Raw genomic sequence first — 22,751 nt, 5'->3', positions numbered from 1 at the left:
CCGTGAACGACCGCCGAAGCGTTACCGAATCGTTGGCGAACCGCCCGCTCGGCGAACGACGGCCTCGGCCTGGCGGAGCAGCGGGGCATCCACCATGCGCCCCTCGTACGCGAACACGCCGCCCTCCCCCGCCGCTGCGGCGAGCACGGCCCGCGCCTCCGCGAGCGCGCCCGGATCCGGCCGGTACGCCGCCCGCACGAGCTCGACCTGACGCGGGTGCACGCACGCGGTCGCCTCGAAGCCGAGCGCGACCGCGTCGTCCGCCTCCGCCCGCAGCCCCGCGTCGTCGTCGAGGTCGAGGTGGACCGCGTCGACGGCGGCGACCCCGTACGCGGCGGCCGCGAGGCGCACCTGGGACCTGGCATGCCGTGCGACGTCACGGTACCGACCGTCCGAGAACCGGCTGGAGGTGCCCCCCAGCGACGCCATGAGGTCCTCCGCGCCCCACATCAGGGCGATCACGGGGGCGAGGGCGGCCAGCTCGCCCGCGGCGAGCACCCCGCGGGCCGTCTCGCAGAGCGCGATCACCTCGAGTTCACCGAGTTCGACGAGGTCGGCCGTCCCCTCGCACTTCGCCAGCATCACGGTGCGGTATACCGTCTGCGCGAGCGCCTCGAGGTCGGCCTCGAGCTCGCCGCTCGCCGCCGGATTCAGCCGGACGATCACCCGCTCGGGGTCGAGCTGATGCTCGACGAGCGCCCGTCGCGCCGCGGGCTTCGCCGCGGCGGCGACCGCATCCTCGAGGTCGAGGATGACCGCATCGGCGCGCTCGAGCGCCTTGGCGTAGCGGTCGGGCCGGTCGGCCGGACAGAACAGCAGGGCCGGGCCGAAGCGGAACGCGCCGCTCATGGTCGTGCTCCCCCGGCGGCGGCCCGCTCCCCCGCCTCGCGCGTCCACACCAGCATGCTCCGCGTGCAGCGGGCCACGACGACGCCCTCCTGATTGCGGGCGGTGTGCCGGAGGGTCACCACCCCTTCGCCCGGCCGCGACGACGACAGCCGCTTGCCCTCGACGAGGCTCTCGCCCGAGAGCGTGTCGCCGACGAACACCGGCGCCGGGAACGCGATCTCGCCGAAGCCGAGGTTCGCTACGAGGGTGCCGAGGGTGAGCTGGGCGACCGACTGCCCGACGAGCGTGGAGAGCGTGAACATCGAGTTCACGAGCACTCGGCCGAACGGCTGGGTCTCGGCGAAGGCCCGATCGAGATGGAGCGGCTGCGGGTTCATCGTCAGCGTCGTGAAGAGCACGTTGTCGGCCTCGGTCACGGTGCGCCCCGGGCGGTGCACGTAACGCACCCCCTCCTCGAACTCCTCGAACCAGAGCCCCCGCTGCACGATCTCGCGCATCGCCGGAGTCTCGGCGCCGGCATCCGTCATGGCGACCTCCTCGCCGCTCAGGCCGTCAGCCCGAGCTCCCTCGTGATGATCATCAGCTGCACCTCGGTGGTCCCCTCGCCGATCTCGAGGATCTTCGAGTCACGGTAGTGGCGGGCGACCGGGTTCTCGTTCATGAATCCGTAGCCGCCGAAGATCTGCGTCGCGTCTCGCGCGTTGTCCATCGCCGCCTCCCCGCACACCATCTTCGCGATCGAGGCCTCCATCTTGAAGGGCAGTCCGGCGTCCATCTTGCGGGCGGCGTCGTGCCAGGCGAGCCGCGCCTGGTGCACTCTGGCCTGCATCTTCGCGATCTTGAAGGCGATGTGCTGGTTGCGCCCGATCTCGTGACCGAACACGACGCGGCTCTTGGCGTAGCGCAGCGCCTCCTCGAGGCATCCCTGCGCCGCGCCGGTCGCGAGGGCCGCGAAGGCGATGCGTCCCTCGTCGAGCCGCTGCAGGAAGTTCGCATAGCCCCGGCCGCGCTCACCGAGGAGGTTGGCGGCCGGCACCCGCACGTCGCGGAGCGTGAGCGGGTGGGTGTCGCTCGTGTGCCAGCCCACCTTGTCGTACCCCTCCTCCACGGTGAAGCCGGGGGTGCCGTTCGGCACGATGATGCAGCTGAGCTCCTTCTTCACCGTGCCGTCGGGCAGCTCGCGCTCGCCGGTGACCGCGGTGATGGTGACGAGCTTCGTGATGGGGGTGCCGGAGTTCGTGATGAACTGCTTCGACCCGTTGACGACCCACTCGTCGCCGTCGAGCACGGCGGTCGTCTGCGTCGCGCCCGCGTCGGATCCGGCGCGGGCCTCGGTGAGCCCGAAGCCGGCGAGGGCGCGCCCCGAGACGAGGTCGGGCAGGTACTCCGCGTGCTGCTCGGGTGTGCCGTTGCGGTAGATCGGCATGACGCCGAGGCCGACCCCCGCCTCGAGCGTGACCCCGATCGACTGGTCGACCCGCCCGAGGGCCTCGACGGCGAGGCAGAGCTGGAAGTACGACTTGCCGAGCCCGCCCACCGACTCCGGGAACGGCAGCGCGAACAGACCGAGCTCGCCCATCTGGGCGATGATCTCGAGCGGCAGCCGGCGCTTCGTGTCGTACTCGTACGCGGCGGGCGCGACGACGGTGTCGGCGAAGTCCTTGACGCGGTCGAAGAGCGCCTGCTCCTCGTCGCTCAGCTGGTAGTCCACTGCGGTGCTCCTTGCTCATGGGTCGTGGCCTCGTGGGCCGGGGGCTCGGCGGCGTCGGGCTCGGCGCGGCCGGGATCGGGGAGGTCGGAGTCGGGGTCGGGGAGGCGGCCGTCGCTCGCGCCGCCCTCGACCGGCTCGACCCGTGCCACGGCCTGGTCTCGGGACACCTGCGCGCCGACCGCGACCGAGACCCGCGCGACCCCGGCGAACGGGGCGACGACACGGTGCTCCATCTTCATCGCCTCGATGGCGAGGATCGCGGCGCCCGCCTCGACCGCCTCGCCGTCGGCCACGAGCACGGCCGTGACGCTGCCGGGCATCGGCGCACGGAGCACCGGATCCGCCGCTCCCCCGCGCTCCGCGGCGGCGAGGCGTCGTTCGAGCGCGGCACGGCGTCCGAGCGGGACGATGCGCTCGGCCCGACCGTCGACATGCACCCAGATCGCGCCGTCCGGCGCGCGGACGGCGATGGCCCCGGCCTCCACCGCGTCGGCGGGCGCGTCGGTGACCGCGGCGGCGGGCGCGGCGGCGGGCGCGGCGGCGGGCGGCTCGGCGGCCGCAGCCCGCCGCGATGCCCGCCAGCCCCGCTCACGCTGCCACGCGCGGGCGACGGGGCCGGCTGCGGCGAGCGCCTCGCGCTCCGCGAGCGCCGCCGCCTCGGCCAACGCGGCCTCAGTCGGCGGGACATCGACCGGCGCCGGGCGTTCGTCGATCAGCCCCGTGTGCAGTCGACCGGCGCGCACCTCGGGATCGTCGAGGAGCTCGCCGAGGAAGTCGAGGTTCGTGTCGACGCCGAGCAGCACCGTCTGCTCGATCGCGGCGCGCAGCCTCGCGATCGCCGTCGCACGATCGGGCGCCCAGGCGACCAGCTTCGCGAGCATCGGGTCGTAGTGCGCGGTGATCTCCTGCCCCTCCCGCAGGCCGGCGTCGACGCGGATGCCCTCGCCCGATGGCGGCACCCACGCGAGCACCGGCCCGGTCGAGGGCAGGAAGCCGTCGGCAGGCCGCTCGGCGTAGAGGCGGGCTTCGATCGCGTGCCCGTCGAGGCGCAGCGTGTCCTGGGCGAGCGCGAGGGGCTCGCCCGCGGCGATCCGGAGCTGCTGCTCCACGAGATCGACCCCGGTCACGAGCTCCGTGACCGGATGCTCCACCTGCAGCCTGGTGTTCATCTCGATGAAGAAGAACTCGCCCGGCGCGGCATCCGAGACCAGGAACTCCACCGTTCCCGCCCCCCGATAGTCGACGCTTCTCGCCGCCTCGCAGGCCGCGAGGCCGATGCGCTCGCGCGTCGCCTCGTCGAGCAGCGCCGAGGGTGCCTCCTCGATGACCTTCTGGTGGCGCCGCTGCAGCGAGCACTCGCGCTCGCCGAGGTGCACCACGCCGCCGTGCGCGTCGGCGAGCACCTGCACCTCGATGTGCCGCGGGCGCTCGATGAAGCGCTCGAGGAGCAGCGTGTCGTCGCCGAACGCGGCCGCTGCGACGCGACGCGCCGTCGGCAGCGCGGCCGCCAGCTCGCGTCGGTCGTGCGCGAGCTCCATGCCCTTGCCTCCGCCGCCGGCCGAGGGCTTCACGAGGATCGGGAAGCCGACGCCCTCGGCGGCCTCCAGCAGAGCCTCGTCGTCGAGCGACGGGTCGGCCACGCCCGGCACGATCGGGACGCCGCTCGCCGCGACGTGGCGCTTCGCCCGGATCTTGTCGCCCATGACCTCGAGCGCCCGCGCCCCCGGGCCGATGAAGATGAGCCCTGCCTCGGCGCACGCGTGGGCGAAGCCCGCGTGCTCGGAGAGGAAGCCGTAGCCCGGGTGCACCGCTTCGGCCCCGCTCTCGACCGCGGCGCGCACGAGGCGCTCGGGGTCGAGGTAGCTCTCACCGGCCGGCGCGGGTCCGATGCGCACCGCACGGTCGGCGAGCGCGACATGCGGGGCGTCCCGGTCGGCGTCGGAGTAGACGGCGACGGCATCGATGCCCAGTCGCTGCAGGGTGCGGATGACGCGGACGGCGATCTCGCCGCGGTTGGCCACGAGCACGCGGTCGAAGGGGCGGGGGCCGGCGGGGCGGCGGAGCTGCTGATCGGTCATCGCGGTCACATCCTGAACAGGCCGAAGCGGGGCTCGGGCAGCGGGGTGCGGCTGGCCAGCTCGAGGGCGAGGGCGAGCGCCGTGCGGGTGTCGCCGGGCTCGATGATGCCGTCGTCCCAGAGCCGCGCAGTCGAGTGGTACGGGCTGCCCTGCTCCTCGTACTGCGCTCGGATCGGCGCACGGAACGCCGCCTCGTCGGCCTCTGGCCAGTCTTCCCCGCGCGCGACGAGCTGGTCCCGCTTCACGGTGGCGAGCACCGAGGAGGCCTGCTCGCCGCCCATCACCGAGATGCGCGCGTTCGGCCACATCCAGAGGAAGCGGGGCGAGTACGCGCGCCCGCACATCGAGTAGTTCCCGGCCCCGAAGGAGCCGCCGATGACGACGGTGAGCTTCGGCACGCGCGTCGTCGCGACGGCGGTGACCATCTTCGCGCCGTCTTTCGCGATGCCGCCGGCCTCGGCGTCGCGGCCCACCATGAAGCCGGAGATGTTCTGCAGGAAGACGAGCGGGATGCCGCGCTGGTCGCACAGTTCGATGAAGTGCGCGCCCTTCAGCGCCGATTCGCTGAACAGCACGCCGTTGTTCGCGACGATGCCGATCGGGTGCCCGTCGAGGTGGGCGAAGCCGGTCACGAGGGTGTCGCCGTAGTCGGGCTTGAACTCGGCGAACTCGCTGCCGTCGACGAGCCGGGCGATGACTTCGCGCACGTCGTAGGGCTGCTGCACGTCGACGGGGACGACGCTCGTGAGCTCGGCCGGATCGACGAGCGGCGGGCGCGGCTCGCGCACGGCCCAGGCGCGCTCGGCGGGCGCGGGGAGCGTGGCGACCATGTCCCGGACGAGCTCGAGGGCGTGCTCGTCGTCCTCGGCGAGATGGTCGACGACCCCGGAGGTGCGCGCGTGCAGCTCTCCGCCGCCGAGCTCCTCGGGCGTGACCACCTCGCCGATGGCCGCCTTCACGAGCGGCGGCCCGCCGAGGAAGATGGTGCCCTGCCCGCGCACGATCACGGTCTCGTCGCTCATCGCCGGCACGTAGGCGCCGCCCGCGGTGCAGGAGCCGAGGACGGCGGCGAGCTGCGGGATACGGCGCGACGACATGGTCGCCTGATTGAAGAAGATGCGGCCGAAGTGCTCGCGGTCGGGGAACACCTCGTCCTGCATCGGCAGGAACGCGCCGCCGGAGTCGACGAGCGAGATGCAGGGCAGACGGTGCTCGAGCGCGACCTCCTGCGCCCGGAGGTGCTTCTTCACCGTCATCGGGTAGTAGGTGCCGCCCTTCACCGTGGCGTCGTTGCAGACGACCATGACGGGTCGGCCGTGCACGAGGCCGACGCCGGTGATGAGCCCGGCACCCGGCGAGTCGCCCCCGTAGAGCCCTTCAGCGGCGAGCGGGGAGAGTTCGAGGAACGGGCTGCCCTCGTCGAGCAGCCGCTCGACCCGCTCGCGCGGCAGCAGCTTGCCGCGCGCGACGTGGCGCTCCCGCGATGACTCGGGGCCGCCGCGGGCGGCGCGCGCCAGCCGCTCGCGCAGCTCGGCGGCGAGCTCGGCGTGGGCGGCGGCGTTCGCGACCGCGCGATCGGATGCCGGGTCGACTGCGGTCTGCAACGCGCCCATGTCCGCCTCTCCATCGTGGCGTCGGCGGGAAATTCGGTTAATGCCCGCTAACTCGAGTTTATGTTAGTGGCGACTAACCGAAACGGCAAGCACGGCGTGCGGCATCCCGCTGCCACCGCGCCCCGCCCGCTCGCACCGCCGGAGGAGATGGTCACCCGCGGAGGCCTCCGCGGCGCTTCGGCGCCTCCCGGCGCGACGTGCTCCTCCCCGGGCGACCACCCCGGCCGCCCGCACCCGGGGATCCCGCGCCCGGTTGACCGAGCGAACGCCGCCCGGTTAACCTGCATTCACTGAATCCCGAGCAGGTGGAGCGGCATGACGAGTGGCACCGAGGTCGAGGCCCCCACCCCGCGGAGCCTCCGGAAGGCCGACCGACGCGCCGCGATCCTCGATGCCGCGGCGACCCTCTTCGCCGCCCGCGGCTATGCCGGGGTCACCCTCGACGAGCTCGGCGCGGCCGTCGGAGTCTCCGGACCGGCCGTCTACCGACACTTCCCCGGCAAGGGCGCCGTGCTCGCCGCCATCCTGGTCGACGCGAGCCGGGCGCTCCTCGACGGCGCCGAACGCGTGCTCGCCGTCGACGCGGCGCCCGAGGCGGCGCTCCGCGCCCTCATCCGATTCCACGTCGAGTTCGCCGTCGGCGACGCCGACGTCATCGCCGTGCAGGAGCGCGAGGTCACCCAGCTCGACCACGCCGCACGGCACGAGATGCGCACCCTCCAGCGCAGGTACGTCGAACACTGGGTGGGCGTGCTCGATCGACTCCGGCCGGATCTGGCCGAAGAGGAGCTCAGAGTCCGGGCACACGCCGCCTTCGGCCTCATGAACTCCACTCCGCACAGCGCCCGCACCCCTGGGCGCCGACCCGCCGCGACCACCATCCGCGGCATTCTGGAGGAAATGACATGGGCGAGCCTCATGTCGTGACGCTGCGCCCCACACGCGCCGCCGATCTCGACGCACTGTACCGATTCCACCACGACGAGACCGCCGTTCGGCAGGCCGCGTTCACGCCGGGCGACGACGATCGTTCGACGTTCGCCGCCCGCTGGGCCGAGCGGCTCGCCGATCCCGCGCTCACCACCCGGACCGTGCGCGCCGACGGCCGCATCGTCGGCGACGTCGAGGTCCGCCGGGAGCAGGGCGCGGCCGTGCTCGACTCGTGGATCGACCCCGACCACTGGGGTCGCGGCATCGCCACCCGCGCCCTCCGTCTGTTGCTCGACGGCCTGCCCGAGCGGCCCGTGCGCGCCAGGGTGGCCGCGGACAACGCAGGTTCCCGAGCGGTGCTCGCGAAGCTCGGCTTCGCCGAGGTCGCGCGCGAACTCGTGTTCGCTCCCGCCCGTGGCGGCGAGACGGAACGGGTCGTCTACGAACTCGACTGATCGCCGGCAGCCTGCGGCCGAGGCTACTCGCTCGCGAGCGCGTGGATGCGCTGCGCGAGCTCGACGTCGCGCCGGGTCACCCCGCCGACGTCGTGCGACCGCAGTTCGAAGGTGACCGAGCCCCAGCGCACGTGCACGTCGGGGTGGTGGCCGAGCTCGTCCGCGACGACGGCGACGCGGTCGAGGAACCGGACCCCCGCCGAGAAGTCCCCGGTCTCGTAGCTCGCGACGAGATGATCGACGGCGTGCTCGAACGGCGTCCCGGCGAGCGCCTGGGCGGTCTCGTCGGCGAGGAGCAGCGTGCGGTCGTCCATCCTGGCCTCCGTCCCGGGCCGCGCGCACGGCCCGCCAGCCCGAGGCTACGCCGCGGGGGACGGTGCCGCCATCCCCCGCCGCGGTCCGCTCACATCGTCAGGGCGAGCCCCGGCTCCCGCAGGAGGCGACCGACGTCGCCGAGGAATCGGGAGCCCTGCGCGCCGTCCACGAGCCGATGGTCGAAGGAGAGCGAGAGCGTCATCACCTCTCGGAGCGCGATCTCGCCGCGATGCTCCCACGGCTGCCGGCGCACCTGGCCCGTCGCGAGGATCGCCGCCTCTCCGGGATTCAGGATCGGCGTGCCCGCGTCGATGCCGAAGACGCCGATGTTCGTGATCGAGATCGTGCCTCCCGAGAGCTCGGCCGGGCTCGTGCGCCCCGCCCGGGCGGTCTCCGCGAGTGCGCCGATGGCGTCGGCCAGCTGCACGAGCGTCATCCGTTCCGCTCCCGGGATGACGGGGACGACGAGCCCCCGCTCGGTCGCCGCGGCGATGCCGAGGTTGACGCCGCCGAACTGCACGATCTCCTGCGCCTCCTCGTCCCAGCGGGCGTTCACCTCGGGGGTGCGCGCCGCGGCGAGGCAGACCGCCTTGGCGACGATGGCCAGGGGGGTGATCCGGTGGCCGGCGAACTCACGGTCCTCGCGGATGCCGCGCAGGAGATCCATCGTCGCGGTCACGTCGACGGTGAGGAACTCGGTCACATGCGGCGCGGTGAACGCGCTGCGCACCATGGCGGCGGCGGTGTGCTTGCGGACCCCGCGGATCGGGATCCGCGTCTCCGCCGGGCGACCGCCCGCCGGAGGGGCCGTCGCGGACGCCTCGGTCGCTGGGATCGGTGCGGCGGTCGCGGCGCGCTCGACGTCGTCGCGGGTGATCAGCCCGCGCTCGCCCGTGCCCTCGATCGCTTCGAGGTCGAGGCCGAGCTCCCGCGCCAGCCGGCGCACCGGCGGCGTCGAACGGGGCCGTTCGCCGCGCCGCGACGGCGCCACGACCGGGCCGGCACCGGATGCCGCGCCGCTGCCCGCGACCGAGGTACCGCCTCCGGCGCCCGCGCCCGGGGACGCGGGCCGCTGGCGCCGCCGCGGCCCGCGATCCGCCGTCGCCCCGTAGCCGACGAGGGTCGGCTCGCGATCCGGCTCCTCGGGCGCCTCGCCTGCGGCATCCGCTACGCCCGAGGCATCCGCGTCTTTCGACGCACCCCCGGCGGGGGCATCGGCGACCGCGGCGTCGCCGGTCTCGCACGAGAAGAGCGGGGCGCCGACCTCGACCGTCTGCCCCGGCTCGGCGTGCAACGCCGTGATCACCCCCGCGAACGGCGAGGGCAGCTCGACGACGGCCTTCGCCGTCTCGACGTCCGCCACGATCTGGTTGAGCTCGATCCGGTCGCCGACCGAGACCCGCCACGCGACGAGCTCGGACTCCGTCAGCCCCTCGCCGAGGTCCGGAAGCGCGAATGCCCGCACGCCGCTCATGCCTCGACCTCCGAGAGCGAGTTCGCGCGGCCGAGGACCCGGTCGACGCCGTCGAGGATGCGGTCGAGATCCGGCAGATGGTGCTGCTCGAGCTTCGCCGGCGGGTAGGGGATGTCGTGCCCGGTGACCCGGACCGGCGCGTGCTCGAGGAAGTCGAAGCAGCGCTCGGTGAGGCTCGCCGCGATCTCCGCGCCCACGCCGCCCTGCTGCCCGGCCTCGTGCGCGATCACGAGCCGCCCGGTGCGTCGCAGCGAGGCCTCGAGCGTCGGATAGTCCACGGGGGCGAGCGAGCGGAGGTCGATGACCTCGATGGAGATGCCGTCCTCGGCCGCGGCGACCGCGGCGTCCTTCGCCGTCTGCACGAGTCCGCCGTAGGTGACGAGCGTCACGTCGTCGCCCGCGGTGACGACCGTCGCGATGCCCATCGGCTTCGCGTCGGCGAGGCTCGCCTCCTCGTCGACCTCGCCCTTCACGTGGTAGCGGCGCTTCGGCTCGAAGAAGAGCACGGGATCGTCGCTCGCGATCGCCTGCTGGATCATCACGTGCGCGTCGGCCGGGTTCGAGCAGACCACCACCCGGAGCCCGGCGGTGTGCGCGAAGTACGCCTCGGGAGACTCCGAGTGATGCTCGGCGGCGCCGATCCCGCCGCCGAACGGCACGCGGATCGTGATCGGGACCTTCACCGCACCCCGCGAGCGATAGTGCAGCTTCGCCACCTGCGCGACGATCTGGTCGAAGCCCGGGTAGATGAATCCGTCGAACTGGATCTCGACGACCGGACGGAACCCGCGGTACGCGAGCCCGACCGCGGTGCCGATGAGCCCCGCCTCCGAGAGCGGCGAGTCGACGACCCGCTCGCGGCCGAACTCCGCCTGGAGCCCGTCGGTGATGCGGAACACCCCGCCGAGGGTGCCGATGTCCTCGCCCATGAGCACGACGCGGTCGTCGGCGGCGAGGGCGTTGCGGAGGCCTCGGTTCAGGGCCTTGCCGAGGGTGAGCGTGGTCATCGCGCGCCTCCGTGCTCGTCGGATGCCTCGTCGGGCGTCCCGTCGAAGAGCGCGAGATACCGCGCGTACCGTTCGCGCTGACGCTCGACGTGGGTGTTGGGCTCCGCGTAGACGTGATCGAAGACGCTGAGCGCGGGCGGGTCGGTGAGGCCGAGGCACGCGGCACGGAGCTCGGCGGCCGCGCGGCCTGCAGCTTCGGCGGTCTCGCGTTCGAGGCCGGCGACGTCGGCGCCGAGTCCGTCGAGGAGCGCCAGCACGCGGGCGATGGGGTCGCGCTCGCGCCAGGCGGCGAGCTCCGTGTCGTCGCGATACCGGCTGGGATCGTCGGCGGTCGTGTGCGGCCCCATCCGGTAGGTCACCGCTTCGATGAGACTCGGGCCTTCACCGCGGCGGGCGCGTTCGAGGGCCATGCGGGTGACGGCGAGCACCGCGAGGACGTCGTTGCCGTCGACCCGGATGCCGGGCATCGCGAAGCCGTCGGCACGGCGGGCCAGCTCCTGCTTGGACTGCAGCCCGACGGGTTCGGAGATCGCCCACTGGTTGTTCTGGCAGAAGAAGACGACGGGCGCCTCGAAACTCGAGGCGAAGACGAACGCCTCGCTGACGTCGCCCTCGCTCGTCGCGCCGTCGCCGAAGTACGCGATCGCCGCCGCGTCGGAGTGGTCCCAGCGCAGCCCCATGGCGTAGCCGGTGGCGTGCAGCGCCTGCGCACCGATGATGATCTGCGGCACGGCGACGCGATGCGCGGCCGGGTCCCAGCCGGACGACGCGGTGCCGCGCCAGGTGGCGACGAGGCCCTCGGGCGGGACGCCGCGCGCCCAGGCGACCGCCAGCTCGCGGTAGCTGGTGAACGCGAAGTCGTCGTCGTGCAGCGCACGGACGGAGCCGATCTGCGCGGCCTCCTGCCCGGCGAGCGGCGGCCAGAGCCCCAGCTCGCCCTGGCGCTGCAGGGCGACGCCCTCGGCGTCGAGCCGGCGGACGATGACCATGTCCCGGTAGAGCCGGCCGAGCGCCGCGGCGTCGACGTCGGCGACCCAGGGGTCGAACTCGGCATCGTGGCGCCGGGCGCCCGTCTCGTCGACGAGCTGAACGAACGACCCGGGCCTCGTCAAGAGTCCGGTCGCATCCCGGTCGGAAAGGGTCATCGTTGATCCTCCTGTTTCGGCGGAGCGCTTCGTGGGCCCTCCGACTCGCCGGCCACGTCGCCGGATACCCCCGAGGCTACGTCCGAAGGTCACACAGCTCAAGCATCGCCGTATCGACTGAGCATGTTGCTCAATCGGAATCCACACAATCTCGCTACACTGCGCAGCATGAGCACTCTCGACCAGCTCGACCGCGCCCTCCTCGCCGCCCTCGCCGCCGACCACCGGGCGACCGTCGTCGCCCTGGCGGAGCGGCTCGGTCTCAGCCGCAACACGGTGCAGGCCAGGCTCGCCCGGCTCGAGGCATCCGGCGCCTTCGCCTCCTTCGAGCGCGCGATCGATCCGGCGCCGCTCGGGTACCCGCTCGAGGCCTTCGTCGCGGTGCACGTGCGCCAGAAGCGGCTCTCGGAGGTGGTCGAGCGGATCGCGGCGATCCCCGAGGTGCTGCAGGCGCACGGCCTCTCCGGATCGGTCGATCTCCTGGTGCGCGTCGTCTGCCGCGACGCGCACGACCTCTTCCGCATCGACGGGGAGATCCTCGCGGTCGACGGGGTCGAACGCACCGAGACCTCGCTCTCGATGGGCGAGCTCATCCCCTACCGACTCGGGCCGTTGCTCGATCGCTGAGCCGCACCGCGCGCGGCGCGATCACAAAGAAACCGTTGCAAACGAATACTTGCAAATAAATACTTGCAAAGCTTTCTTTGCAAGGGTATCTTTGCATCCATGAGCGACACCACCCCGTCCCACATCGCGGCACAGCCGAGCAGCACCCGCCATCCCGGCATCGACCATGTGCTGTCGGCGACGGCCCTGAAGTCGCTCGGCCACCCGCTCCGCATCCGCATCTACGACGAGCTGTCCTCCTACGGCCCGCTCACCGCGAGCGGCCTCGGCGAACGGCTGAGCGAGTCGAGCGGCTCCATGAGCTACCACCTCCGCCAGCTCGAGCGCGCCGGCCTCGTCCGCGAGGACACCAGCCGCGGCACCGGCCGCGAACGGTGGTGGGAGCGCACGCCCGGCTCGGTCGCCGTACCCGACCCGCAGGACCTGCCCCCGGGCAGCGCCGAGCGGTTGGCCGCGAAGCTCGTCGAAGACGAGTGGCTCACGATCCGCGACCGCAACTACCGGGACTTCGTCGCCGACGGCCCGCACGTCTTCGGCAAGGAGTGGCTCGAGGTCGCCACCAGCGACACGATCAACCTCCGGCTCACCGTCGAGCAGCTCGCCGAGCTCGTCGCCGAGATCGACGCGGTGTTCCTGAAGTTCGGCGAGCGCTACAAGCGCACGCCCACGCCGGGCTCCATGCCCGTGCAGATCCACCTCAACGCCTTCCCGCTCGTGCGCGGCGAGGCCACCCAGGACCGCACTCGGAAGGAGTGACCATCATGACCACCGCCACCCTCTCCCCCGGCGCCGGCCGCCTCGCCGGCCTCGCCGTCCGCAGCGGCCTCGGGCTCGCGAGCTGGGGCCTGCGCCGCGCCAGCCGCCGCACCGACCGCGAGCAGCTGCTCGGCCGGGCCGAGGCCCGGGCCGCCGCCGAGCGCGCCCTCGCCGAGCGCGACGAGCTGTTCCGCAGCGCGGGCTATCTCCCGCTCTGAGCGACGGGCCGGCGCTGCGCGTCGTCCGCAGCGGCCCGGAAACGACGGATGCCCCGCCCGAACGAATCGGGCGGGGCATCCGCGTGTCAGGCGGGAACCGCGGTCACTCGACCTCGGCGCCCTCGGCCGGCGCGTCGGTGTGCTCGCCAGTGGCGGCACGACCCTCGGCGTCGGCGTCTTCCTGCAGGACCGGGGCGAGCGAGAGCTTGCCGCGGTCGTCGATCTTGGTGATCTCGACGAGCAGCTTCTGCCCGACGCCCAGCACGTCCTCGACGTTCTCGACGCGCTTGCCGCCGGCGAGCTTGCGCACCTCGGAGATGTGCAGCAGGCCGTCCTTGCCCGGCAGCAGCGACACGAAGGCGCCGAAGGTGGCGATCTTCACGACGGTGCCGAGGAACTGCTCGCCGACCTCCGGGTTGGTGGGGTTCGCGATCGCGTTCACCTGGGCGCGGGCCGCCTCGGCCGAGGGGCCGTCGGTGGCGCCGATGTAGACGGTGCCGTCCTCCTCGATGGAGATGTCGGCGCCGGTCTCGTCCTGGATCGCGTTGATCGTCTTGCCCTTCGGGCCGATCAGCTCGCCGATCTTGTCGACCGGGATCTGCACGCTGATGACGCGCGGAGCGGTCGGGGCCATCTCGTCCGGGCCGTCGATCGCCGCGTTGAGCACGGCGAGGATGGTGGTGCGGGCCTCCTTGGCCTGGGTCAGCGCGCCGGCGAGCACCGAGGCGGGGATGCCGTCGAGCTTCGTGTCGAGCTGGATGGCCGTGACGAACTCGCTCGTGCCGGCGACCTTGAAGTCCATGTCGCCGAGCGCGTCCTCGGCACCGAGGATGTCGGTGAGCGCCGCGTAGCGGGTCTCGCCGTTCACGGTGTCGGAGATGAGGCCCATGGCGATGCCGGCGACCGGGGCGCGCAGCGGCACACCGGCGTTCAGCAGCGACAGGGTCGAGGCGCAGACGGAGCCCATCGAGGTCGAGCCGTTGGAGCCGAGGGCCTCGGACACCTGACGGATCGCGTAGGGGAACTCCTCGCGCGTGGGCAGCACCGGCACGAGCGCGCGCTCGGCGAGTGCGCCGTGCCCGATCTCGCGACGCTTCGGCGACCCGACGCGGCCGGTCTCACCGGTCGAGTAGGGCGGGAAGTTGTAGTTGTGCATGTAGCGCTTCTTGGTGACCGGGCTCAGCGAGTCGATCTGCTGCTCGAGCTTCAGCATGTTCAGCGTGGTGACGCCCAGGATCTGGGTCTCGCCGCGCTGGAAGATGGCCGAACCGTGCACGCGGGGCACGACCTGCACCTCGGCGTCGAGCGGGCGGATGTCGGCGAGGCCGCGGCCGTCGATGCGGACGCCCTCCTCGAGGACCCGCGAACGCACGACGTGCTTCGTCACCGACTTGTAGGCGGCGGAGACCTCGGCGTTCGCCGACTCGGGCAGCTCGCCCGCCTCGACCTTGGCCGCGACCTGCTCCTTGACGCGCGCCTTGAGCGCGTCGTCGGCGTCCTGGCGCTCGACCTTGCCGGCGATCTGGTAGATGCCCTTGAGCTCGTCGAGCGCGAGCGCCTCGACGACGGCCTTCGTGTCCGCCTGGTAGGGCGGGAAGGTCGGGTAGTCGGCGGTCGGCTTCGCGGCGGTCTTGGCGACCTGCTGCTGCGCGACGACGAGCTGCTTGATGAAGGGCTTCGACGCCTCGATGCCCTGGGCGATGACGGTCTCGTCGGGCTTCACGGCGCCGGCCTGGATGAGGTTCCACGCGTTGTCGGTGGCCTCGGCCTCGATCATCATGATCGCGACGTCCTCGGAGCCGTCGGCCTCGGTCACGACGCGGCCCGCGACGACCATGCTGAACACGGCCTCCTCGAGCTGGCTGTGCTTCGGGAACGCGACCCACTGGCCGTCGATGAGCGCGACGCGGACGCCGGCGACCGGGCCGGAGAACGGCAGGCCGGACAGCTGCGTCGAGAGCGACGCGGCGTTGATGGCGAGCACGTCGTAGAGCTCGTCGGGCTCGATGGCGAGGACGGTCACGACGACCTGGACCTCGTTGCGCAGGCCCTCGACGAAGGAGGGGCGCAGCGGCCGGTCGATCAGGCGGCAGGTGAGGATCGCCTCGGTCGAGGGGCGGCCCTCGCGGCGGAAGAACGAGCCGGGGATGCGGCCCGCGGCGTACATGCGCTCCTCGACGTCGATCGTGAGCGGGAAGAAGTCGAAGTGATCCTTCGGCTGCTTCGAGACGCTCGTCGCCGAGAGCAGCATGGTCTCTTCGTCGATGTAGGCGACCGCGGAGCCCTGCGCCTGCTGGGCGAGGCGTCCGGTCTCGAAGCGGATGGTGCGGGTGCCGAACTTGCCGTTGTCGATGACGGTCTCGGCGAACGTGATTTCAGGACCTTCCAAGAGGTCTCTCTCCTTTGTTTCCCGTCGCACCCCGTGTGGGCACGACTGCATACGAAGGAGCAGGAACAGGCAATACGAATCGCATCAGGACGATGCACTCACGCTGGCCACCAGTAGAAGTCCACCGAATCGAGTCGGTAAGCCACCACAGGGGACCAGCTTCCTGCCGGCCTGCTCCGAAGGTGCTCGGTGTTCAGTTGCGGTTCGCAGCCTGCTGCGAGGCAGAGCTGCGAGGCGGTGACCACTCGGGCAACCGCTTCGACTCTAGCAGAGCGGCCTCGGCGGGGGCCGGAACCCGCAGCGCGGCCAGCGCGGGACGCTTCGGGAAGCGCCCTTCGCCCGCGGTCCGCCCGCGCAGTCGGCGGACCACCCACGGCAGCACGTGCACCGCCATCCAGGTCGGCCCCGAGACCCGCGTCGAGTGCGCGCCGTCGTGCAGGGCGAGCTCGAGGTCCGCGAGGACGGCGGCGTCGGGGATGCCGAGCGCGCGCGCCGCGGCGTAGGCGAGGGTGCGGTGGCCGGCGGGGTTCAGGTGCACCCGGTCCGCTGCCCAGCTGGAACGGGCGCGCAGCTCCGGCGCGTGCTCGACGTCGACGAGGACGGCGCCGTGCTCCGCGGCGAGCTCACGGAGCCGCTCGTCGAAGCGGGCGAACCGGGCGCGGAGTCCCCTGACCTCCCAGCGCTCGGGCAGGAAGGGCGTGACGACGAGCACCCGGCAGCCCGTGTCGGCGGCCGCTCGGATGCCCTCGCCCAGCCGCTCGGCGAGCGCGACGGGGTCGGCGCCGCGCTGCACCAGGTCGTTGCCGCCCACGAAGACGCCGACGAGCTCCGCGCCGAGCCCGATCGCCGCGGGCAGCTGCTCGTCGACGACGTCGCGGATGCGGCGACTGCGGACGGCCAGGTTCGCGTACTCGACACCGGGACCGGGCCGACTCATCGCGAGCAGCATCGCCAACCGGTCGGCCCAGCCGCGGTACTCCCCCGGCGCCGTGCGCGAGTCGTCGCAGAGCCCCTCGGTGAGCGAGTCGCCCACGGCGACGAAGCGGAGCGGGGTGCTCGGCACCGCCCGTGCGTCACTCGCGCCGCGGCGAGGCTGCCTCGACCGAGCGGCGGACGAGGCATCCGGCGACGCGGCCTCGGCGACCGCCTTCGAGACGCCCGCGGCGAGCGCCCGCGCGTCGCGGTAGTGCCCGAGCAGCTCCTCGCAGAGCACGTCCCAGCCCCGGCCCTCGACGCTGCGGCGGGCTGCCCGGCCGAAGGCGCGGCGCTTCGCGGCATCACCCGCGAGGTCGGCCACGCGGGCGGCGAACTCGGCGAGATCCCCCGGTCGGTACAGCCAGCCGTCGACGCTCTGCCGGACCAGGTCGAGCGGACCGCCGGCCCCGGTGGCGACCACCGGGACGCCGCTCGCGTGCGCCTCCTGGACCGTCTGGCAGAACGTCTCGCTCTCACCCGGGTGCACGAACACGTCGAAGCTCGCGAGGGCCGTCGCGAGCTCGTCGCCGCCCAGAAAACCGGTGAAGACGGCGTCGGGCAGCAGCGCCTCGAGCTCGTCGCGGGACGGGCCGTCGCCGACGACGACGAGCCGGATGCCGGGCACGTCGCGAAGGGCCAGCAGGTCCTCGACCTGCTTCTCCGGGGCGAGCCGGCCGACGTACCCCACGACGACCTCGCCACCGGGCGCGATGCGCCGCCGCCAGGCCTCGTCGCGCCGAGCGGGGCGGAAGCGCTCGAGATCGACCCCGCGACGCCAGAGCCGTGCATCCCGGACGCCGAGCGCGTCCAGGCGCTCGAGCGCCGAGCTCGACGGGGCGAGCGTGAGCGTCGCCCGGCCGTGCAGTCGGGCGACGTGCCGCTCCAGCGCCGGGGTCGCGGCCGGCACGCCGTACCGCGCGGCGTAGGCCGGGACATCCGTCTGGTAGACCGCGACGCTCGGTACCCCGATCGCCTCGGCGGCGCGCACGCCCTGCCAGCCGAGCACGAACGGCGAGGCGAGGTGCACCACGTCGGGGGCGAACTCGGCGAGCGCGGCGGCGAGCCGGCGCACACCGGGGACCGCGATCCGCACCTGCGGATAGCGAGGCAGCGGCGTCGAGGGCAGCTGGAGCAGCCGCGCACCGCGGAGCGCCTGCTCGGGGACGCGGCCGGCGCGCGGCGCGACGACGAGCGCCTCGTGTCCGGCGCGCTCCAGGTGACCCAGCACCTGGAGGAGCGAGTGGGTGACCCCGTTCATGTGCGGGAGGAACGATTCGGCGAGGATCGCGACCTTCACGAGACCAGGGTGCCCGAGCGCACCGCCGCTCGGCGCCGAAGCGGCCCCGGGCACCGAGGATTCACCGCCGCGTCGGCGGGCGTTCGCCGACCGGTCGCGAACGCGTCGCCGGACGGACGGCGCTCGGCGCTTGCCGCCGGGCTGCAGGCGGCGTTGCATGGACGGAGCGGTGCCGCATCCGCGACCGCCGCCACCCCGATCGAGGAGGATCCCATGGCATCCGTCGCCCGCGTGACCACCATCACCGCGCGCTCCGAGCAGAGCTTCGACGACGCGATCTCCGCGGGCGTCGCCCGGGCGTCGGAGACGCTCCGGAACGTCTCGGGGGCGTGGGTGAAGGAGCAGAAGATCGAGGCGAGCGACGGGGTGATCACCGGCTGGTCGGTGACGCTCGAAGTCACCTTCGTGCTCGACGACTGACCGCGGTCGCGGGCCGGTCGCCGCTCGGCCACCCGCCGTTCACCCCGCCGGGATAGCAAGGCGGGGTGTCAGTCGACGCCCTCGGATCGCTCGCCGCCTCGCCCTGGCTGCTGCCCGCGCTCTTCGCGCTCGTCGTCGGCGATGCCTTCCTCGTCATCCTGCCGAGCGAGACGCTCGTCGTGGCGCTCGGGGCGCTCGCGGCGACGACGGGGCACCCGAATCCCCTCCTCGTGGTCCCGGTCGCCGCGGTCGGCGCCGTCGTCGGCGACCTCGCCTGCTACGCCATCGGCCGTGCGGGAGGCCTCGATCGTTGGGCGTGGCAGCGGAGGCCGCGGGTGGCCGCCGCGATCGAACGGGTGCGACGCACCGTGGGCCGGCGCACCGCGGTGCTCGTGTTCACCGCCCGCTACGTGCCCTTCGCCCGCATCGCCGTGAACCTCGCCGCCGGGGCCGTGCGGATTCCGCTCGGCCGGTACCTCCCGTTGTCGGCGGCGGCCGGGCTCGCCTGGGCGGTGTTCAACACGGCGATGGGGGCGGTGGTCGGTTCGGCGTTCGCCGAGCAGCCGCTGCTCGCCCTCGTCGTCTCGATCCCGGTCGCGATCGTCGCGGGCCTCGGGGTCGACGCGCTCGTCCGCCGCTTCGCCCCCTGAGCCCGCCGAAACGCCGAGTTGCCCAACTTTCATGAAAGTCGGGCAACTCGGTTCCGGGGGCGGAGGGTTACTCGCCGGCGAGGCCGCCGATGAGGTGACCCATCGGCCGGTCGAGCCGGAACGGGTCGGCGACGTGCTGCGAGCGGTCGGTGCGCTCGACGAGCTCGGCGAACTCCTTCGCACCGCGGAAGATCCGCTCGGGCAGCGAGCGCACGCCGTCGCCGTCCGCGCCGCCCCAGTCGCTCGTGGCGGCGAACACCCCGGTGGTCACCGGCACCGCGTGCAGATAGGTGAACAGCGGCCGCATCGCGTAGTCGATCGCGAGCGAGTGCCGGGGCGTGCCGCCGGTCGCGCCGAGGAGCACCGGGAGGTCGGTGAGCGCCTGCGGGTCGATCACGTCGATGAACGACTTGAACAGGCCCGCGTAGCTCGTCGTGAAGATCGGCGTGACCGCGATGAGCCCGTCGGCCGAGGCCACGGCGTCGAGCGCCTCCTCGAGCTTCGGCGGCGCGAAGCCCAGCAGCAGGTGGTTCGTGATGTCGTGGGCGAGCTCGCGCAGCTCGAAGGTGCGCACCTCCGCTTCGACCCCTCGCTCGGCGAGGGCGGCCACCGCATCGGCGGCGAGCCGGTCGGCGAGCTGACGGGTGGAGCTCGGCGTGGAGAGCCCGGCCGAGACGACGACGATCTGCTTGGCGGTCAACGTGCACCTCCGGCACGGGTCGCGGCGGGCCCGAAGGCCGAGCCGGTGGGGGCGGCGGCGTCCTGATAGGGCGAGGCGCCCACGGTCAGGTTGTCGCCGCGGTTGGCGTTCGGGGTCGCCTGGCGGGGCGCCTCGTCACCGTACTTCGCGGCGACGAGGGCGGCGTGCGTCGGGGCGTCGGGCACCTCGGCGGGGCGGTTCTTCGCGAACTCGGTGCGGAGCACCCCGACGACCTCGCCGAGCAGGTCGAGCTGCTCGAGCACGGTCTTCAGCGGCAGGCCCGCGTGGTCGACGAGGAACAGCTGGCGCTGGTAGTCGCCCACGTAGTCGCGGAATCCGAGGGTGCGGTCGATGACCTCCTGCGGGCTGCCGACGGTGAGCGGAGTCTGCTGGCTGAACTCCTCGAGGCTCGGGCCGTGACCGTAGACGGGCGCGTTGTCGAAGTAGGGCCGGAAGTCGCGCACCGCGTCCTGCGAGTTGCGGCGCATGAAGACCTGGCCGCCGAGGCCGACGATCGCCTGCGCGGCGGTGCCGTGGCCGTGGTGCTCGAAGCGCTGCCGGTACAGCGCGATCATGCGCTGGGTGTGCGAGGCGGGCCAGAAGATGTGGTTCGCAAAGAAGCCGTCGCCGTAGTAGGCGGCCTGCTCGGCGATCTCCGGCGTGCGGATCGAGCCGTGCCAGACGAACGGCGGCACGCCGTCGAGCGGCCTGGGCGTCGAGGTGAAGCCCTGCAGCGGGGTACGGAACTTGCCCTCCCAGTCGACGACGTCCTCGCGCCAGAGGCGGTGCAGCAGCTCGTAGCTCTCGACGGCGATGGGCAGGCCCTGGCGGATGTCCTTGCCGAACCAGGGGTAGACCGGCCCGGTGTTGCCGCGGCCGATCATGAGGTCGGCGCGCCCCCCGGAGACGTGCTGCAGCATCGCGTAGTCCTCGGCGATCTTCACCGGGTCGTTCGTGGTGATGAGCGTCGTCGCGGTGGAGAGCTGCAGCGTCGAGGTCTGGCCGGCGATGTAGGCGAGCGTCGTCGTGGGCGACGAGGACCAGAACGGCGGGTTGTGGTGCTCGCCGAGCGCGAAGACGTCGAGGCCGACCTCTTCGGCGTGCTTGGCGATCGCGATCGTCGCCTGGATCCGCTCCGCCTCGGTCGGCGTGCGGCCGGTCGTCGGGTCCTGCGTGATGTCGCTGACGGTGAAGATTCCGAACTGCACGGCGTCCTCCTGGGGTGCGGGTCGATGGCTGTTCAATGCGTTTGCATAGAGTGTGAACGAGGCGGGCCCCGAAGCTATTCCCACGTTGCCGATCCCGACGACGGCGACGCGGATGACGCGCCGGATCCAGTCTGCCCTGCCACCGGCGTCGGCGCGCACCCCGGGTCTAGACTCCGGGGTGATGGGCAGCATCTCGGTCGTCATCCCCTGCTTGGACGATGCCGCCATGCTCCGGGCGTGCCTCGCCGCACTCGCCGGGCAGACCCGTCCGCCCGACGAGGTGATCGTCGTCGACAACGGCTCCCGCGACGACTCGGCCGCCGTGGCGCTCGCGGCCGGCGCCCGAGTGGTGACGCAGCCCCGGCGCGGCATCTGGCCCGCCACGGCCGCGGGCTTCGACGCCGCCCGCGGTGAACTGCTCGCCCGCCTCGACGCGGACTCGGTGCCCCCGTCCGACTGGCTGGCCCGCGTCGAGGAGCGGATGGCTCGCACCGACGCCCCGACCGCCGTCACCGGCCCGGGCCGCTTCTACGGCGGCACCGCGTTCACCCGCTGGGTCGCCAGGTACCTCTACATCGGCGGCTACTTCTGGGCCATCGGCATCCTGCTCGGCCATCCCCCGCTGTTCGGCTCGAACTACGCGCTCCGGGCCGACGCCTGGCGCGAGCTGCGCGGGATCGTGCACCGCGACCGCGCCGACGTGCACGACGACCTCGATCTCGCCTGGTGGCTCCGCCCCGGCATGTCGGTCGCGTACGAGCCCACGCTCGTCGTCGAGGTGTCGGCGCGCCCCTTCGACAGCTGGGCCGCCCTCGGCCGCCGACTGCGGATGGCGTTTCACACGCTCGCCGTGGAGTGGCGCGAGTGGCCCGCGCTCGCCAGGCGGGCCGAACACCGGGAGGCTGCGCGTGATGCGGCAGCGGACGCCGGCGATCAGGCCGTGGCGTAAAGCGCCAGCAGGTCGCGGACGAGCTGGTGCGGCGTCGTCTCGCAGGGGCTGTGCCCCGTCGGATACACGACGAAGCGCGCGCCGAGCTCGCGCGCCGAGCGCTCGTGCAGCTCGGTCGGCCAGAGATCGTGCGCCCCGACCGCGACGAGCTTCGGGATGGCGGATGCCGCGACCTCGCGCCGCAGGTCAGGGGTCGCCATCATGCAGGCGATGAGATCGTCCACGCTGTCGCGCCGCGTCAGCCGGAACCGCTCGCGCACGAAGGCGAGCCGGCCGGGCGGCACACGGTTCAGATTGTTCCGGATGCCCCACAGCATGAGGGCGGCCCCCTGCCGCGGCGTGGTGAATCCCGAGACCGCGCCGATGCGCTTGACCCCACGGAACGCCTGCCCCGGCTCCGGTGGGCTCGAGAGCAGCGCCAGGCTCGCGAAGCGATCTGGCTCGCGGCTCAGCGCCTCCTGGGCGAGCGTGCCCGCGAAGCTGTAACCGAGCACGTGCGCCGGCCCGCGACCCGCGGCGAGCACCGCGAGGAGATCGTCCAGGAAGAGGGAGCGCTCGTAGCGGGCGGCGGGCGGATCGAGTCGCCACGGGCCGGCCCCGGCCGACTCGTACTGCCCCGCGAGATCGAACGCCTCGACCCGGTAGCCGGCGTCGACGAGAAGCGGCAGCATGAGGACGAAGTCCTCCTTCGACCCGGTCGCGCCCGGGACGAGGAGCACCCGGGCGCCGTCGGCCGGCCCCATGCCGAGGCCGGCGAGCCGGCCGCTCGGGACGTCGAACCAGAGCCGCTCGGCCCCGGCCGGAAGCGCGCGCCAGTCGAAGTCGGGGATGGCGCGATCGAGCTCGGCCGCCCTCGCCGCCCACCCCGCGGGCGGCGGCGCGAGCACGCCCGCCGGGGTGCTCCGGATGGCGGCATCCGTCGCCCGTTCGGCCTCATCGGGACCGTGCTCAGTCACGCCCTCACGATAGCGCCGAGGCTGCTCGA

At 73.0% G+C, this 22,751-nt stretch carries 22 protein-coding genes; 8 read left to right on the top strand and 14 right to left on the bottom strand.

Features of this window, described 5'->3' with window-relative positions; genetic code table 11:
* Nucleotides 1-21 precede the first annotated feature (21 nt).
* Genes M3147_RS05840 through M3147_RS05820 form a run of 5 tightly spaced genes read right to left on the bottom strand, consistent with a single transcriptional unit; the run spans nt 22 to nt 6,251 of the window.
* A complete protein-coding gene (locus M3147_RS05840; RefSeq protein WP_251202529.1) occupies nt 22-849 on the bottom strand; it encodes an HpcH/HpaI aldolase/citrate lyase family protein in 828 nt (275 codons plus the stop codon).
* The gene (locus tag M3147_RS05835) at nt 846-1,376 is read right to left on the bottom strand and encodes a MaoC family dehydratase (protein ID WP_251202528.1); all 531 of its coding nucleotides are present in this window, start codon (nt 1,374-1,376) and stop codon (nt 846-848) included. Before M3147_RS05835 ends, M3147_RS05840 begins: the two co-directional genes overlap by 4 nt.
* A 17-nt stretch (nt 1,377-1,393) precedes the next feature.
* Nucleotides 1,394-2,560, bottom strand: coding sequence for an acyl-CoA dehydrogenase family protein (locus M3147_RS05830; protein ID WP_251202527.1), 1,167 nt, complete (start codon nt 2,558-2,560; stop codon nt 1,394-1,396).
* Nucleotides 2,545-4,638, bottom strand: a complete 2,094-nt coding sequence (locus M3147_RS05825; RefSeq protein ID WP_251202526.1) for an acetyl/propionyl/methylcrotonyl-CoA carboxylase subunit alpha — start codon at nt 4,636-4,638, stop codon at nt 2,545-2,547. The genes M3147_RS05830 and M3147_RS05825 overlap by 16 nt, the downstream gene beginning before the upstream one ends.
* A gap of 5 nt (nt 4,639-4,643) precedes the next feature.
* Nucleotides 4,644-6,251 (bottom strand): carboxyl transferase domain-containing protein, encoded by a 1,608-nt coding sequence (locus tag M3147_RS05820; protein WP_251202525.1) that lies wholly within the window; start codon nt 6,249-6,251, stop codon nt 4,644-4,646.
* Nucleotides 6,252-6,566: 315 nt separating this feature from the next.
* Between M3147_RS05820 and M3147_RS05815 the strand changes: the two genes are divergently transcribed.
* Entirely contained in the window at nt 6,567-7,178 is a 612-nt protein-coding gene (locus tag M3147_RS05815; RefSeq protein ID WP_251202524.1) for a TetR/AcrR family transcriptional regulator, read from the top strand.
* Nucleotides 7,157-7,636, top strand: a complete 480-nt coding sequence (locus tag M3147_RS05810) for a GNAT family N-acetyltransferase (RefSeq protein ID WP_251202523.1) — start codon at nt 7,157-7,159, stop codon at nt 7,634-7,636. The genes M3147_RS05815 and M3147_RS05810 overlap by 22 nt, the downstream gene beginning before the upstream one ends.
* Nucleotides 7,637-7,659: 23 nt before the next feature.
* On the opposite strand, the gene M3147_RS05805 is transcribed toward M3147_RS05810, so the two are convergent.
* From M3147_RS05805 to pdhA, 4 genes are all read right to left on the bottom strand, one after another.
* Nucleotides 7,660-7,950, bottom strand: a complete 291-nt coding sequence (locus tag M3147_RS05805) for a 4a-hydroxytetrahydrobiopterin dehydratase (RefSeq protein WP_251202522.1) — start codon at nt 7,948-7,950, stop codon at nt 7,660-7,662.
* A gap of 89 nt (nt 7,951-8,039) precedes the next feature.
* The gene (locus tag M3147_RS05800; RefSeq protein ID WP_251202521.1) at nt 8,040-9,425 is read right to left on the bottom strand and encodes a dihydrolipoamide acetyltransferase family protein; all 1,386 of its coding nucleotides are present in this window, start codon (nt 9,423-9,425) and stop codon (nt 8,040-8,042) included.
* Nucleotides 9,422-10,432 (bottom strand): alpha-ketoacid dehydrogenase subunit beta, encoded by a 1,011-nt coding sequence (locus tag M3147_RS05795; protein ID WP_251202520.1) that lies wholly within the window; start codon nt 10,430-10,432, stop codon nt 9,422-9,424. The genes M3147_RS05800 and M3147_RS05795 overlap by 4 nt, the downstream gene beginning before the upstream one ends.
* Nucleotides 10,429-11,577, bottom strand: coding sequence for a pyruvate dehydrogenase (acetyl-transferring) E1 component subunit alpha (gene pdhA / locus M3147_RS05790; protein ID WP_251202519.1), 1,149 nt, complete (start codon nt 11,575-11,577; stop codon nt 10,429-10,431). The genes M3147_RS05795 and pdhA overlap by 4 nt, the downstream gene beginning before the upstream one ends.
* Before the next feature lie 168 nt (nt 11,578-11,745).
* On the opposite strand from pdhA, the gene M3147_RS05785 reads away from it, so the two are divergent.
* The 3 genes from M3147_RS05785 to M3147_RS05775 all read left to right on the top strand — a co-directional run bounded on the left by M3147_RS05785 (nt 11,746) and on the right by M3147_RS05775 (nt 13,178).
* On the top strand, nt 11,746-12,204 hold the full coding sequence (locus tag M3147_RS05785; RefSeq protein WP_251202518.1) for an Lrp/AsnC family transcriptional regulator: 459 nt from the start codon (nt 11,746-11,748) through the stop codon (nt 12,202-12,204).
* 99 nt (nt 12,205-12,303) lie between these two features.
* Entirely contained in the window at nt 12,304-12,960 is a 657-nt protein-coding gene (locus M3147_RS05780; RefSeq protein ID WP_251202517.1) for an ArsR/SmtB family transcription factor, read from the top strand.
* Between the two features lie 5 nt (nt 12,961-12,965).
* Nucleotides 12,966-13,178 carry a hypothetical protein gene (locus tag M3147_RS05775; RefSeq protein WP_189086071.1) on the top strand — a complete coding sequence of 71 codons (213 nt, stop codon included), beginning with the start codon at nt 12,966-12,968 and terminating at the stop codon, nt 13,176-13,178.
* A 103-nt stretch (nt 13,179-13,281) separates the two neighbouring features.
* On the opposite strand, the gene M3147_RS05770 is transcribed toward M3147_RS05775, so the two are convergent.
* Nucleotides 13,282-15,567: a polyribonucleotide nucleotidyltransferase gene (locus tag M3147_RS05770; protein ID WP_251202516.1), complete on the bottom strand. Its 2,286-nt coding sequence runs from the start codon at nt 15,565-15,567 to the stop codon at nt 13,282-13,284.
* Nucleotides 15,568-15,760: 193 nt separating this feature from the next.
* Nucleotides 15,761-17,839 (bottom strand): glycosyltransferase, encoded by a 2,079-nt coding sequence (locus M3147_RS05765; RefSeq protein WP_251202515.1) that lies wholly within the window; start codon nt 17,837-17,839, stop codon nt 15,761-15,763.
* A gap of 213 nt (nt 17,840-18,052) precedes the next feature.
* Here M3147_RS05765 and M3147_RS05760 point away from each other — a divergent pair, with 213 nt between their 5' ends.
* Both M3147_RS05760 and M3147_RS05755 read left to right on the top strand, forming a co-directional pair.
* The gene (locus M3147_RS05760; RefSeq protein ID WP_243568674.1) at nt 18,053-18,259 is read left to right on the top strand and encodes a dodecin family protein; all 207 of its coding nucleotides are present in this window, start codon (nt 18,053-18,055) and stop codon (nt 18,257-18,259) included.
* 65 nt (nt 18,260-18,324) lie between these two features.
* Nucleotides 18,325-18,909 carry a DedA family protein gene (locus tag M3147_RS05755; RefSeq protein ID WP_251202514.1) on the top strand — a complete coding sequence of 195 codons (585 nt, stop codon included), beginning with the start codon at nt 18,325-18,327 and terminating at the stop codon, nt 18,907-18,909.
* 67 nt (nt 18,910-18,976) lie between these two features.
* Here M3147_RS05755 and M3147_RS05750 read toward each other — a convergent pair whose 3' ends face one another.
* Nucleotides 18,977-19,609, bottom strand: coding sequence for an FMN reductase (locus M3147_RS05750; RefSeq protein WP_251202513.1), 633 nt, complete (start codon nt 19,607-19,609; stop codon nt 18,977-18,979).
* On the bottom strand, nt 19,606-20,817 hold the full coding sequence (locus M3147_RS05745; RefSeq protein WP_251202512.1) for an LLM class flavin-dependent oxidoreductase: 1,212 nt from the start codon (nt 20,815-20,817) through the stop codon (nt 19,606-19,608). The genes M3147_RS05750 and M3147_RS05745 overlap by 4 nt, the downstream gene beginning before the upstream one ends.
* Before the next feature lie 181 nt (nt 20,818-20,998).
* Between M3147_RS05745 and M3147_RS05740 the strand changes: the two genes are divergently transcribed.
* Nucleotides 20,999-21,766 (top strand): glycosyltransferase family 2 protein, encoded by a 768-nt coding sequence (locus M3147_RS05740; RefSeq protein ID WP_251202511.1) that lies wholly within the window; start codon nt 20,999-21,001, stop codon nt 21,764-21,766.
* Here the strand turns inward: M3147_RS05740 and M3147_RS05735 are convergent.
* A complete protein-coding gene (locus M3147_RS05735) occupies nt 21,751-22,722 on the bottom strand; it encodes an alpha/beta fold hydrolase (protein ID WP_251202510.1) in 972 nt (323 codons plus the stop codon). The genes M3147_RS05740 and M3147_RS05735 overlap by 16 nt on opposite strands.
* Nucleotides 22,723-22,751 lie beyond the last annotated feature (29 nt).

The organism is Agromyces mediolanus, assembly GCF_023715325.1.
Lineage (GTDB): Bacteria > Actinomycetota > Actinomycetes > Actinomycetales > Microbacteriaceae > Agromyces > Agromyces mediolanus_A.
This window is presented reverse-complemented; position numbering and strand designations above follow the sequence as displayed.